This window comes from Nitrospinota bacterium (assembly GCA_009873635.1).
In the GTDB taxonomy this organism is placed as follows: domain Bacteria; phylum Nitrospinota; class Nitrospinia; order Nitrospinales; family VA-1; genus LS-NOB.
In genome coordinates, this window is record WAHY01000036.1 from 1 (window position 1) to 14,229 (window position 14,229).

The window sequence follows — 14,229 nt, forward strand, 5'->3', positions numbered from 1 at the left end:
ACATGAAAATATTACTCTTGAGTTTAATACCGAACTGTCAAACGGTAACAGTACCGCTTCTCTGAACTCTGACCAGTCTGTACGCGTTCTAGACGCAGTAGCTAAATTTTCAATTAAAGGGTTTGATGTTTGGGCGGGCAGGTTCCTTCCTCCTAGTGACAGGTCCAACCTTGACGGTCCTTACTTCCTCAATGTTTTCGATTTTCCAGTTGTTCAGGCCTATCCGGCCATTTTTGCTGGTCGCGACAATGGTGTGGCCCTAATGAAAGAGTATGGGGGAGGAAGGTTCAAATGGTCTTATGGGTTGTTTGAGGGACGGACAAACTCGACGAATGCCAATACTAATCCTGATCAGGCCGACAACCTTCTTCATGCCGCCAGGGTTACTTACAATTTTTGGGATCCGGAGCCCGGTTATTACACAACCAGTTCTTATTATGGTGCGAAAGATGTGCTGGCGGTGGCCTTTGCTATTCAGCATGAGAACGATGGTGCGGGAACGTCAACGACTGCAGGAGACTTTACCGGGTGGAATGTGGATGTGCTTATGGAAAAAAAGCTCGGGAACGGTGGCGTGGTCAGCTTGGAAGGCGCTTACTACGATTATGACTTAGATGACAAAACAGATGCCTCTCTGACTCAGGGGGAAGGCTATTTGGCTTTGGCGAGTTATTTGCTTCCCGGGAAAATTGGTTGGGGAAAGTTTCAGCCTTACGTTCGCTATCAGCATTTTGCCAGGGATAATCTAACCGGAGACGGCGGCAACCGCACGGTTTCTGAAGGTGGACTGAATTACATTATCGATGGGCAGGACGCAAAAATAACTATGGCTTATTTTGCTGATCGAAATGGTTCGAATGCTGATACCAAGAATACTTTCAGGATTGGCTTTCAGTTCCAGCTATAGCTGATTGATCTTTTTTTGATCGCAGGCGAATTTTTTTTTCAAAAATATAAATATAAGGACGGTAAAAATGATCAATATAAATTTAAACAAGATGAGGCTGTTTTTCATTGCTGTCATATTTTTTATATCCAGTATTCCAGTGCAGGCAGCAGATACAATTAAAGTAGGAATTTTGCACTCGCTTTCGGGAACCATGGCAATCAGTGAGACATCGTTAAAAGATGTGGCTCTGATGACAATTGAGGAGATCAATGCGAAAGGCGGCGTTCTGGGTAAAAAGCTTGAACCCGTGGTGGTTGATCCTGCCTCTGACTGGCCTTTGTTTGCGGAAAAAGCAAGGGAGTTGATACAAAAACAAAAGGTCGCAGTTACTTTTGGTTGTTGGACTTCCGTTTCACGGAAATCAGTCCTCCCGGTTTTTGAAGAATTGAACGGATTGTTGTTTTACCCAGTTCAATATGAAGGTGAGGAATCTTCTTATAACGTGTTCTATACAGGTGCAGCCCCAAATCAGCAGGCAATTCCGGCTGTCAAGTATTTAATGAGTGAAGATGGGGGTGGTGCCAAACGTTTTGTCTTGTTGGGAACCGATTATGTCTATCCTCGAACCACCAACAAAATCCTTAACTATTTCCTGAAATCCAAGGGGGTGTCTGAAAAGGATATCATGGAGACCTACACACCCTTTGGTCATAGTGATTATCAAACCATTGTGGCCAATATCAAGAAGTTCGCTGCTGGAAAACCTACTGCTGTTATATCAACCATTAACGGCGACTCAAATGTTCCCTTTTACAAGGAATTGGCAAATCAGGGACTCAATGCAGAAGATATTCCAGTGATTGCATTTTCTGTCGGGGAAGAGGAATTACGGGGAATCAACACAAAACCTTTGGTGGGTCATTTAGCTGCTTGGAATTACTTTATGTCCATCGAAACGCCAGAAAATAAAGCATTCATTAAGAAATGGAACGCGTATGTGAAAAAGAATAAGCTTCCCGGTGGAACCAAGCGTGTGACCAATGATCCCATGGAAGCAACATATATAGGTATCAAGATGTGGGCGCAAGCGGTTGAACAGGCCGGAACAACTAATGTTGATGCTGTCCGACAGGCCATTGGTGGGCAAACAGTTCAGTCGCCATCTGGTTTTAAAATCACCATGGATGCCAAAAACCACCATTTGCACAAGCCTGTTGTAATCGGTGAAATCCAGGAGAATGGACAGTTTGATGTGGTTTGGAAAACTGAAGGACCTATCCGTGCACAAGCCTGGAGTCCATTTATTCCAGACAGCTCTAAAAAAGTTGCCGACTGGACTTACCCCTGGGTATGTGGCAATTGCAAAAAAGCTAAGTTTTAATATTCATTGATAGATTCTTCCCCAGCTCCATGTGCATTTAGTTTCCTCCACGAACAGTTTATGGAGCTTGGGGAAGGAGTATCTTTGATTATTGGCGTATACAAGTCCACCCTGTTTTGGGTGGAATTTTTCTTTTGAGAAAGTTTTTATAAATGAACCAGGCCTGCCTGCTAGCTAAGTCCCAAATACAAAAATCCATGCATGAAAATTGCAAAGCCTTGACAAGGTTTTTGGTCGCTGTTGTGTTTTTAATTATAGGGGTTTTTTCAATTTCTATAGTCGAGGCAAATGATTTTGAATCAGCGTTAAAGGACTTAGGGAACAAAAGTCGCTCCAAAATAAAAAAGGCTGTGAAACGCCTGGGAAATATGGGAGAGCTTAGGGCTCTCCCTGCGTTGGAAGCATTAAAGAATAAACGTCTGAAGGTCAGTGAAGATGGAGTAATTATTATACTTAATGAATCCGGGGATCAAGGCCACGATGCGTTGAACGGAAACCCTGTTGATTTAAGTTCTTTAACTCTCCGAAAACCCAGAATTAATAATTCGGTTCGGAGAGCTATATCAATGGCCATAGGAAAATTAAAATTGACCTCAGATTCTCCCGAAGACCGTTTGCAGGCAGCAGGGGAACTGCTGAAACGACCCTCAAGTGAGTCAGTGGAAATAGTAGAGAAAGCATTGGGTAAGGAAAGCGATGACGAAGTTAGAAAAATATTCTTATTGGTTTTGGCTAAAGAAGGGTTGAAAAGTAGTGATAAAAATAAACGCCTGCAATCTATAAAAACTATTCATGAGCTTGGGAATAACGATTTTAAAGCAGATTTGGAGGCTTTTCTGGAAAAAGATGATGCTGGTGAATTTTTAGAAAGTGACTCTGAAGTTCGTGCAAGCGCTGTTGAGGCAATATCAAAGATTGAGAATCGTCAGTTCTTCATTAATCAGACTGCAAATTTGTTTTATGGCTTGAGCCTGGGAAGTATTTTGCTTCTGGCTGCTTTAGGACTGGCTATAACTTTTGGGCTCATGGGTATTATCAACATGGCCCACGGTGAAATGTTAATGCTTGGGGCGTATTCTACTTTTTTGGTGCAAAATCTTTTCAAGGAATATTTCCCGGAAATATTTGATTGGTATTTGGTCATAGCAATTCCCATCGCATTTGTTGTGAGCAGTATCATCGGGATCATTTTAGAAAGAACGATTATCCGGCACCTTTATGGACGACCGTTAGAAACTTTATTGGCTACCTGGGGAATCAGTTTAATTTTAATCCAAAGCGTCAGGCTCCTTTTTGGAGCGCAAAATGTCGAGGTGGCTAACCCTTCTTATCTTTCTGGAGGGATCGAAGTGTTTCATGGGGTTGTTCTTCCCTACAATCGAATAGCTATCATTTTGTTTGTTGTATTTGTTGTGGTTTCAGTTTGGCTGTTGCTTCAAAAAACTTCTCTGGGATTACAAGTGCGCGCTGTAACTCAAAATAGGGAAATGGCGTCTTGTATGGGAATATCAACCCATAAGATCGATATGTATACATTTGGCCTGGGATCTGGTGTGGCAGGACTAGGAGGACTTGCTTTATCTCAGATAGGAAATGTTGGCCCTGAATTAGGGCAGTTGTATATCGTCGACTCGTTCATGGTTGTTGTTACTGGAGGTGTTGGGAAAATAGCAGGTACTGTTGCGGGGGCTTTGGGTTTGGGGGTGCTGAATAAATTCCTCGAACCAGTTGCAGGAGCAGTATTGGGGAAAATTATAGTTTTGATTCTTATTGTTATATTAATTCAAAAACGACCACAGGGATTATTTGCTCCAAAAGGTCGCATGGTCGAAAACTAGGTTAATGATCATAAAATTTATGCATTTACATTCCTATAGGGAATGGTTTGTTATTTTAACTTTATTAGTACTTTCTACGGTACTCCTTCCTCTTTCTAATTTATTAGTTCCTGAAGAATCTTTTTTTCATGTTCCAGATTATATGTTTGCCCTGATGGGTAAATATTTATGTTATGCGCTGGTAGCTTTAGCTATGGACTTGATATGGGGATATACAGGTATTCTTAGTTTGGGTCATGGGGTCTTCTTTTCTATGGGTGGATATGCAATGGGCATGTATCTGATGAGGAGTGTTGGAAAAGAAGGTGTTTATAAAAGTGACCTTCCAGACTTTATGGTCTTTTTGGATTGGAAAGAGTTGCCCTGGTATTGGTATGGATTTGATTACTTTGCCTTTACTTTACTGGTGATTCTTGTCTTGCCAGCTCTATTTGCCTTTATCTTTGGTTATTTTGCTTTCAAATCAAGAATTAAAGGTGTCTATTTTGCCATCATTACCCAGGCGATGACCTTTGCGCTCATGCTTTTGTTCTTTAGAAATGAAACGGGTTTTGGTGGCAATAATGGTCTTACTGATTTTAAACGTATTCTGGGGTACTCGTTGCAAGAACCATCGACCAAAATGAGTTTGTATGTCATTACTGTAATCGTATTATTTTTGAGCTACATAATTTCTCGATACATAGTACAGTCCAAGCTGGGTCGTGTGCTTACAGCAATTCGTGACGCTGAAAGTCGGGTAATGTTCTCAGGATACAATACGATTCACTACAAGCTGTTTATTTGGACACTCTCGGCATTCTTTTGTGGGATTGCTGGAGCCCTCTACGTTCCTCAAGTCGGGATTATCAACCCCAGTGAAATGCAACCTGCGAATTCGATTGAAATGGCAATCTGGGTTGCGGTTGGAGGTCGTGGAACTTTGAGTGGGGCTCTGGTTGGTGCTGGCCTGGTAAATGGGGCAAAAAGCTGGTTTACAGTAGCGGCTCCAGACTATTGGCTCTATTTTTTAGGTGCTTTATTTATTGTTGTAACTTTATTTTTCCCAAAAGGCTTTGCTGGGATTTTTGATCGATTCAATTCAAAGGAAAAATTAAGGGAGTCTGCTTAATGTCCGGAGTTCATATCAAAGATGATTCAATTGATACAACTCATGGTTGTATCCTTTATCTGGAAAATATTACTGTGAGCTTTGATGGGTTTAAAGCGCTTAACGAATTAAACCTTTATATTGATGATGGAGAACTGAGATGCATTATAGGTCCTAATGGTGCAGGAAAAACCACCATGATGGATGTGATTACTGGGAAAACACGCCCGGATCATGGTACCGTTTTTTTTGGTCAAAACCATGACCTCACTAAAATGGCGGAATATGAAATATCACATGCGGGTATAGGTCGTAAGTTTCAAAAGCCAACGGTTTTTCTCAATCATACCGTTTTTGAAAACCTGGAATTGGCATTGCATACCAAAAAGAATGTCTGGCAATCCCTAATCAAACCCCTGACAAGTGAACAAAAAGAAACTATTGAAAAAGATTTGGAGACAATAGGTTTGCAAGATCAAAAAGATCTTAGGGCTGGATTGCTGTCTCATGGCCAAAAACAATGGCTCGAAATTGGGATGTTGCTGGTTCAAGATCCGAGACTCTTGTTGATTGATGAACCTGTCGCGGGAATGACACACCAGGAAACTGAGCACACGGCGGAGTTGTTAAAATCACTTGCAGGAAAACACTCTATTGTGGTGGTCGAGCACGAAATGGACTTTATTCGTTCAATAGCAAACAGGGTAACGGTTTTGCATGAAGGCCATGTGTTGGCAGAAGGAAAAATGGAAGATGTACAGAATGACTCAAAAGTCATTGAAGTATATTTAGGGAGCTAGGAATGCTAAAAGTTCAAGAACTGAATCAATTTTATGGAGAAAGTCACACTCTTTGGGATGTGAACCTGAATGTTTTCCCTGGAACCTGTACATGTTTGATGGGGAGAAATGGAGTAGGAAAGACAACATTGCTTAAAACTATTATGGGGCTTTTGCCGGTAACTTCCGGTTCTATCAAATTAGAGGATTGCGAGCTTGCTAAACAACCAGCAGAATTAAGAGCGCATAAAGGAATTGGTTATGTGCCTCAAGGCCGCGAAATATTCACTCAATTAAGCGTTGAGGAAAATCTTCGTGTTGGTCTTCTGGCTCGTGGAGATGGGTTGCGCGAAATCCCCGAATTCATATTTGAAATATTTCCCGTGTTAAAACAAATGCTCACTCGGAGAGGGGGAGATCTTTCAGGGGGGCAACAACAGCAACTAGCTATAGGAAGGGCTTTGATTCTTAATCCTAAACTCTTAATTTTAGATGAACCAACAGAAGGTATCCAGCCGAATATTGTGCGTGAGATTGGAGATATCATTATTCGCTTGAATCAGGAAAAAGGACTGACAATATTGCTGGTGGAGCAAAAGCTACCCTTTGCTCGCCGTGTAGCCCAAAAGTTTTGCATTCTGGACAAAGGTCGGGACGTTGTAGCGGATGACATGGAAAACCTGGGAGAAGAAATTATAAACCAATACTTAACAGTGTAATACCGGGAGGCCACGTACAAGTTTTGGGTATAGATCTCCAGCACCGGAAGCAATGCAGCTTCCGAGAACAGTTATGACTTAAAGAAACTGAACTCTACAAAAGGACTAAACTTCGGGGTTTGGTCAGTTTGAGTCTTCCGAGCCCTATAGTCTTTTAAGCGAGAACCTATGGTGGATTTAAATTTAATTGAATCAACCAGCGAAAAACTCCAAATAAAAAGCCATCATTTATAAAGTTTTATCAAAGCTTTAATTCCAAAGTTTTAATCCCAAAACTTATCTGCCGTTTGAAACATACTTGTCTCTAATTTTCATTAACTGGTATTTGTTAATTAGTAATTCCTTCCAGGATTTAGAAACAAATGAAAACTCTTCAATTTGCGTTATGCGCTTTTGGTATTTGGTTGGTCAATTAAAAAGGTTTGCCGCCTCATATCAATAAAAGACTATACAGCAATAGCTATACCAACTTCATCGAACTGGTAAAATAGAGCTGGTAAAGTGGTTTTAGGATATAGTGAGGAAATTCTGCAAGAAACTATGACCCCGAAATACGTGGAAAAAGCTGAATATGAACGAATTATCGTGAGTTTGAGGGGATTAACCTGAAAAGTTCGGACCTTGGGTTTCTTAGGTTTCAGGCTTACGAGGCCATCCTCCAGATACTTGCGATACCAGTTATAGATGGTGCTCCGATGAATGCCAAACTCTTTCAACGCCTGGCGAATGGAGAGTTCAGAGTTCTCAACGATTCGAAGGATCTCTATCTTCTCAGAATGATTGTATCGCTTAGCTTTTTAACTCAAATGGTCTACATTCAGCTGACGCCAAACAGCAGGTGGCATAGTTATATTTTAGAGAATATTTTCTAATAGGATTTGAAGAAAACTCAAAGTTTAAATCAAATCGATAAAATTAAAATACAAGAAAATCCACCCATTTTAAGATGATTATTATAAAAGCGCTGAACATTTGTTAACTCAGATATAAATTACCCTGATAGAATCCTTGAGCAGAATGGTACAGAAATTGCAAAATTGCTCATAGAAACTCTATAATTCCAAACTTATTTAAGCGTTAAATCAATTAAAGGCAATTTAGATATTGTTCGGGTCTTAGGTTATTCGGTTATGTTTTTTTGTTCAAACTGAATTTTGTTATTTAGAAACCGAAATCTCAAGAAGTAAAAACAGTATTAATGTTTTCAATAAATATTTTGAACTTTTCTTTTTATTCTTATATACAAGCGAAAGATGACTGATTAGATTTCTGCCTAAAGGCGCATGAATTTCAAGCTTTAGTGAATTTATTAAAAAATGTTATTTTAATAAAAACTTATGGAGGTATTAAATTGCTTGAAAATAAAAAAACAGTATTCGTCATAACCTTGTTGATATCTTTTCTTTTACTTCTGTTTTTGCCCGCTACCTCGTTTTCAAGTCCCAGGGAGAATCCCAGGCAGAAGTCTTCAAAGAATTCTAAACAGAAAGAAGCATTGAAAAAAAACATAATTGAATTTTCTTACTATTTTGATTCGCGCGACTACAACACAGTAAATATCTTAACTCTTTTCCCAAATCTTCCTTTCGATCTAAATATATTTGGATTTGTTGATTTCCACGGAAATCAAAATCAACCGGAAAATCGATATGATTTAACCCAATATTTTATGGAATATCGCCTGGGACGTCCTTTATTTCCAAAAAGCTCTGGCTGGATTAAAGGGCTTGGGATTGAAGCGGAACATAACGATTTCAATGGGCAAAGAAATCATGTTTCCCGATTTGGATTTACCTATAAACATAAATTTAAATTATTTAATAATAAAAAAAGTTGGCTGCAATGGCGATATCATCCTTATGAGACTGACGGATCTGGCAGCCAGGCTAGTTTAATTTATTTTATTGGTTTGACGGACGATTTGTTTATCAACGGGTTTGCTGATATTAATTTTATCGAAGACGGAGAGGATCGGTGGTTATTGGAGCCTCAACTTAACTATGTGTTAACCGATCTAATAGATGCGGCTATTGAGTTTCGTTATAATGAATTTGAAGACGCTAATTTAAAATTAGACGGGGTTGGAGTTGCCCTGGGATTGAAATTTAAATTCTAAGGAGACCTGGAAAATAACTTTTTACGACGCGCGACCTTATGAAATAAGGTCCTGTGAATTGCCTGAAGTAAAATATCGAATTGTAGGAACTCGTTAAATATTTGAGAGGTAACGGATGTATAACTTTTCTAAAATTAAGAGTTATGTGATTTTTGTTACTATATTCCTTATTTCCTGCAGCGATGAAATTAAAATAAATAAAAACGAACCATTGGAGGAAAAAAGAGTTTCTAAGGTTTACAACTTAAAACTTGGACATGGTATGCCAGGGGTAAGCCCTCAACAATTAGCTGCAGAGAAATTTAAGGAGATTGTCGAAAAGAAAAGCAAAGGTCGGTTGAAAATCGATATATTTCCCAATCAAATAATGGGCACCGACCAGGAAATGATTCAAAAGGCAATTAAAGGGGATTTGGACATCATATTACCTCCATCATACAAATTAAACTCCATAGTTTCTTCAGCGTTTTACTTAGATTTACCTTTCTATTTTGAAAACAGAAAAGAGCTTTACAGAATGTTAGATGGAACTCCTGGAGGGATCTTGAAGAAAAATCTGTTAGGAAAAGGTTTAGTGGGTGTTGCCTTTTGGGAAAGCGGTTTTAAACATTTTACGGCGAATAAAGAGATCCATTCACCAGCGGACCTCGAAAATCTAAAATTCCGGACCGCGAAAAGCCCATTTTTGTTCGAACAATATAAACGGCTTGGGGCAAAACCATACTTTATAGATTTTCAAAAAATACCGAACGCTTTGAAGGATGGAGTTATAAGCGCGCAAGAAAACTCTCTTGATTCAATATTAAATTTAAAATTATATGAGCATCAATCGCATTTAATCTTGAGCGAACATGGTTATATTGGTTATCTTTTGACGTTGAGTAAGAAAGTTTACGACAACCTTCCTCAAGATTTACAAGAAACCCTTTTTGCTGCAGGAGAGGAGACCGCCTTATATCAAAGAAAATTAGTTCATAAGAAAGAAAAGGATTATTTGGAAAAATTGAGAGAAGTAAAAGTTAATATTTACAAACTGACTCCAAAAGAAAAAAAGAAATTTAAAGACCAGTTAAAGCCTGTAGTTGAAAGATATAGGGAACGAATTGGTTTTAAGATGCTCGAGCTTTCCGACCAAATCAAAAGTGAACAGGTTTCTATTTCTAATGACGAAATTGTTATAGGGTTGGATGCGGATTTATTTGCAGGTTCTGCTCCTTCAGGTTTTTCGATCAAGCGAGGCGCCCAAATAGCTATTGAGGAAATAAATAGCGAAGGGGGGCTATTAGGGAAAAAACTACGCTTGATTTCAAAAAATCATTCGGGAATCAGCGCTCGTGGGATTAAAAATATTGAGGATTTCAGTAAAACTCAAAATTTAATTGCTGTATTAGGCGGACTTCATAGTCCTGTGGCTCTTGCGGAAATTGATTTATTGAATAAGGAAAAAATTATCTATTTGGGTCCTTGGGCTGCGGCAACTAAAATTGTAGAAAATGGAAAACGTCCAAACTATATTTTTAGAGTTTCCGTGAGAGACGAGTTTGCTGGCCCTTTTTTGGCCAGGCAGGCGCTTAAACGCTATAAAAAAATTGCGTTGCTGTTGGAAAATACAGGCTGGGGAAGGGGGAACTATAAATCGATGACTTCCGCTTTAAAAAAAGAGGGCGTAAAGCCAGTAACGGTGCAATGGTTTAATTGGGGCGAACCCAATTTTTACGAACAAATTTATCAAATAAAATCCTCTGGAGCGGAAGTTATTATTTTGGTGGCAAATTCTCCCGAGGGAAAAACTTTTATCAAAAACATGAAGAAAAGGAGAGTAAGCATTCCAATTTTATCTCACTGGGGAATAACGGGTGGAAATTTTGGATGGGAGCTTAAAGAGGAACTCCAGGAAATTGATTTAGAAGTCCTTCAAACTTTTTCATTTATCACTGCCAAAAATAATAAAACCAGGTCTTTTCTGAAAAAGTATTTTAAATTCTTCAGGCTTGATAATGAAGATAATATCATAGCTCCCGTAGGCACGGCCCATGCTTATGATTTGATTCATTTACTGGCCCTGGCGGTAAAGTCGGCAAATAGCCTTGACCGATCAAAAATTAGGGACGCTTTGGAAGAAATTCAAAATTATGATGGATTAGTAAAGAATTATAGAAATTCGTTTACTTCAAGCGATCACGACGCTTTAGATTCAAGAGATTTTTTCTTGGCTGAATTTGATGAAAACGGACGAATCATACCTAAAAATTAAAACAAGTAATGCCTTTAAAAATACAGAGTCTTAAAAAGAAAATAATTCTAAGTTTTTCTGCTTTTGTTGGAGTAGCTTTAACTTTTATTACATTAGCCGTTGGATTTATACTCACCTCCACATTAAATCAAGAATTAAGGAGAACGTTGCTATCTGAAGCTCGTTATACATTGAAAGGTATTGATAATCGGATTTCATTCTTAGCGGAAAGAATTAAGCAATTTAGCCAGAACAAATTTGTAGTAAACAGTTTGGTCGATGTGGAAGGTAGAAACATCTATTTGCCAAAGCTGGTCGAAAGTTTTAATCAAACTGGAGATTTGGTGTCTACGACCATCGTTGATTATAAGGGCAAAACTATATTCAAAAAAAGCAATTTCAAGGGCACAAATGATTCTTTAATAAATTTACACGACACTTTAGAGGGCGGAAAGTTTTTTGTTGGAATAAATAAAAATTCAAACAATATAATAATGGCTGCTCCTATAAAATATCATGACTCACCACAAGGAGCTGTGATTTCAGAATTTAAAATTTCTGCTATTTTAAATCGCACTCTGGTTAAAAGACCATTCATTTATTACAAAATTAATACTAAAAATGGATTAATAATTAAAAAGAATTACCTGGATGACCAAAGCTATGTTTCGGTGCAAATTAACTCGATTGAAGAATTCGAATATTTAAATGAATTAATTAATTCATTAGAGATTGGAGAATCGAAAGATATTATTGATTTGCGGATGAAGAAGGCCGTTATAAAATTAATTTTCATTGGCTTAATCTTTTTGGTTCTTTCAATTGTTCTGGCGTTTAGAATTGGCGCAAATATCTCTGACCCTATTTTAAGACTGTGTAAAAAAATAACATCGGGCCTGGACAAGGATACAAGATGTAGTCCTGTAGGGACAAATGATGAGTTAGAAATATTGGCCAGCGAATTTGATAATCAAGCCATAAAATTATTAAAAGCTAAGGATCTTTTAGAGCAAAAACTCAAAGAACTAGACATTAAAGAACGAGAATCCCGGTCAGTTATTGACACTGCTTTCGACGCTTTTATTTCGACAGATTCGTCGGGCATAATCAAGAAATGGAATCAAAGGGCGGAAGAGATATTTGGCTGGTCGGAGGAAGAGGTTTTAGGCCGTGGAATCGATAGCCTAATCGTCCCGGAAAGATATCGGAAAGATTTGAGATTTAGTATCGAAGGGGCTGAAGACTTTACAGGATTTACCAAAGCTAAGAATAAGATAGAATGCATGGTTTTCAATAAAGACCGACACGAGATTCCCGTAGAAATATCAATCTCGCCTTTATTAAACGGTGAGAAGATAACATTCAACACTTTTATTTCGGATATTACGGAACGTCGGAATTTGCAAATCCAACTAAATCATGTTCAAAAGTTAGAGTCGATAGGTCAACTAGCGGCGGGCATAGCCCACGAAATCAACACGCCGTTACAATATGTTGGCGACAACACCCGCTTTATCCAGGATTCCATGAAAGAGTTGATCCCTTTAATAAAGGAATATCATGTGTTGAGCGAAAATCCTGAAGGTGAAAAACTTTCTTTAATTCTTAAGCAATTAGAAGAAAGATATGAAGAGAATGACGTCGGTTATTTACTAGACGAAATACCCGATGCGATAGAACAATCTTTGGAGGGAATTAATCGAGTAACCAAAATAGTTGGGGCTATGAAGGAATTTTCGCATCCGGGAATGAGCGAGAAAAAAATGAACAACATAAACAAAGCGATAGAAACAACGATCAATGTATCGCGAAACGAATGGAAATACGTTGCGGAGATAGAAACCGAATTAGCGACCGATCTTCCTCTTATTCCCTGTTATTTAAACGATATTAACCAGGTGGTATTAAACTTAATTGTTAATGCGGCTCATGCAATAAAAGATAAATTATCTGAAAGTGAAAACAATCTAGGCAAAATTACGATCAGTTCAAGAATGATGGGGGATAGCGTAGAAATTAGAATATCTGATACGGGGATGGGAATACCCGAAGAGATCCGACCGAGAATCTTTGATCCATTTTTTACAACCAAAGAAGTTGGTCTGGGCACAGGGCAGGGATTATCCATAGCTCACACAATTATCGTGAAAAAACATCAGGGAACAATCGATTTCGAAACCGAAGCGGGTGAGGGCACCACTTTTATTATCAGGCTACCATTGGAAAGTATTTAAAAATGGATAAGCCAGAAAATAAATTATCAAGTTGACTTCAAAATCTTTTCAAAAAGTTTTGGTTTTTGAATCTATTTTAGGGTCATGACTAGAACAGAGGTTGATTTTTGATCATTTTAATCAGGAGTTGATAGAGATCCTGATCACGATAATTGAACCTAAACTCACATTCTTTAAGATGCAAATAAAAAGTAGATTTTCTCATACCGCGAAACCTGGACAGACGAGTTTTGGAGAACCCCCAAAACCCTTCAATACCATTAACGTGAGTCGATCCCTTAGCAAACTCATTGCGTCCATGATCGATACGAAAATGTTTTCCATAACCCACATCAACAAGCCCATTATAACCACGCCACCCATCCGAATAGATGACACTATCAAGGGTGACTCTACCCCGTATGACCGCTTGCAGCGTGGCTTTGGAGCAGTCTGGAACGATTTCCGTATAAACTTTTCCATTGCGTTTGAGGATCCCAAATACAATCGTTTTACCCGAAGCACCCCGGCCTCTTTTTCCTTTAATCCGCCGGGCTCCGAAGAAACTTTCATCGACTTCGATCTCCCCCGAAAATGGAGATTGTGTTTCGCAAAATTCAGCGATGCGTTCCCGGACCGCACGAAGGTAACGATTGACCGAATTACGGTTAAGGGCAACAAGTTTAGTAATCTGAGAGGCATCCAAATCCACGGCAAAATAGCGAATAATTTGCCGGAATTTGTGCTCTGAAATCTTTGAACGGTTTGCATAACGATTTCTTACTGTCATAACAAGAACTTAGCATGCTTTTTAACTACCTGTTCTAGTCATGACCCAAATTGTTTATAGAGCCAAAGCTTGACGGAAAACGTAGATTTTCATATAATCTATTGATATAAAAAGAATTATTCAATTTTACGCGTATGCCGGGTTTGCTTAAAATCATAGGGATAGTGGGGATGGTCTTTCT

The 14,229-nt window shown here is 38.7% G+C and carries 10 protein-coding genes and 1 pseudogene; 9 read left to right on the forward strand and 2 right to left on the reverse strand.

Annotation, left to right across the window (positions count from 1 at the left end; genetic code table 11):
• The 6 genes and pseudogenes from F3741_12175 to urtE all read left to right on the forward strand — a co-directional run.
• On the forward strand, positions 1-907 hold a 907-nt coding region (locus tag F3741_12175; GenBank protein MZG31537.1), incomplete at its 5' end, for a hypothetical protein.
• A 139-nt stretch (positions 908-1,046) separates the two neighbouring features.
• Positions 1,047-2,270, forward strand: a pseudogene (gene urtA, locus F3741_12180) (urea ABC transporter substrate-binding protein).
• A gap of 197 nt (positions 2,271-2,467) precedes the next feature.
• A complete protein-coding gene (gene urtB, locus F3741_12185) occupies positions 2,468-4,108 on the forward strand; it encodes an urea ABC transporter permease subunit UrtB (protein MZG31538.1) in 1,641 nt (546 codons plus the stop codon).
• Between the two features lie 4 nt (positions 4,109-4,112).
• Positions 4,113-5,219, forward strand: a complete 1,107-nt coding sequence (gene urtC, locus F3741_12190; GenBank protein ID MZG31539.1) for an urea ABC transporter permease subunit UrtC — start codon at positions 4,113-4,115, stop codon at positions 5,217-5,219.
• On the forward strand, positions 5,219-5,998 hold the full coding sequence (urtD, locus tag F3741_12195) for an urea ABC transporter ATP-binding protein UrtD (GenBank protein MZG31540.1): 780 nt from the start codon (positions 5,219-5,221) through the stop codon (positions 5,996-5,998). Before urtC ends, urtD begins: the two co-directional genes overlap by 1 nt.
• 2 nt (positions 5,999-6,000) lie before the next feature.
• Positions 6,001-6,696, forward strand: a complete 696-nt coding sequence (gene urtE / locus F3741_12200) for an urea ABC transporter ATP-binding subunit UrtE (GenBank protein ID MZG31541.1) — start codon at positions 6,001-6,003, stop codon at positions 6,694-6,696.
• A gap of 446 nt (positions 6,697-7,142) precedes the next feature.
• On the opposite strand, the gene F3741_12205 is transcribed toward urtE, so the two are convergent.
• Positions 7,143-7,463, reverse strand: a complete 321-nt coding sequence (locus F3741_12205) for a helix-turn-helix domain-containing protein (GenBank protein MZG31542.1) — start codon at positions 7,461-7,463, stop codon at positions 7,143-7,145.
• 584 nt (positions 7,464-8,047) lie between these two features.
• Between F3741_12205 and F3741_12210 the strand changes: the two genes are divergently transcribed.
• From F3741_12210 to F3741_12220, 3 genes are all read left to right on the forward strand, one after another.
• Positions 8,048-8,812, forward strand: a complete 765-nt coding sequence (locus tag F3741_12210; protein MZG31543.1) for a hypothetical protein — start codon at positions 8,048-8,050, stop codon at positions 8,810-8,812.
• Positions 8,813-8,927: 115 nt separating this feature from the next.
• Entirely contained in the window at positions 8,928-11,066 is a 2,139-nt protein-coding gene (locus tag F3741_12215; GenBank protein ID MZG31544.1) for a DctP family TRAP transporter solute-binding subunit, read from the forward strand.
• A gap of 8 nt (positions 11,067-11,074) precedes the next feature.
• On the forward strand, positions 11,075-13,279 hold the full coding sequence (locus tag F3741_12220; protein ID MZG31545.1) for a PAS domain S-box protein: 2,205 nt from the start codon (positions 11,075-11,077) through the stop codon (positions 13,277-13,279).
• A gap of 88 nt (positions 13,280-13,367) precedes the next feature.
• Here the strand turns inward: F3741_12220 and F3741_12225 are convergent, their stop codons facing one another.
• A complete protein-coding gene (locus F3741_12225; protein ID MZG31546.1) occupies positions 13,368-14,048 on the reverse strand; it encodes an IS1595 family transposase in 681 nt (226 codons plus the stop codon).
• Positions 14,049-14,229: the final 181 nt, after the last annotated feature.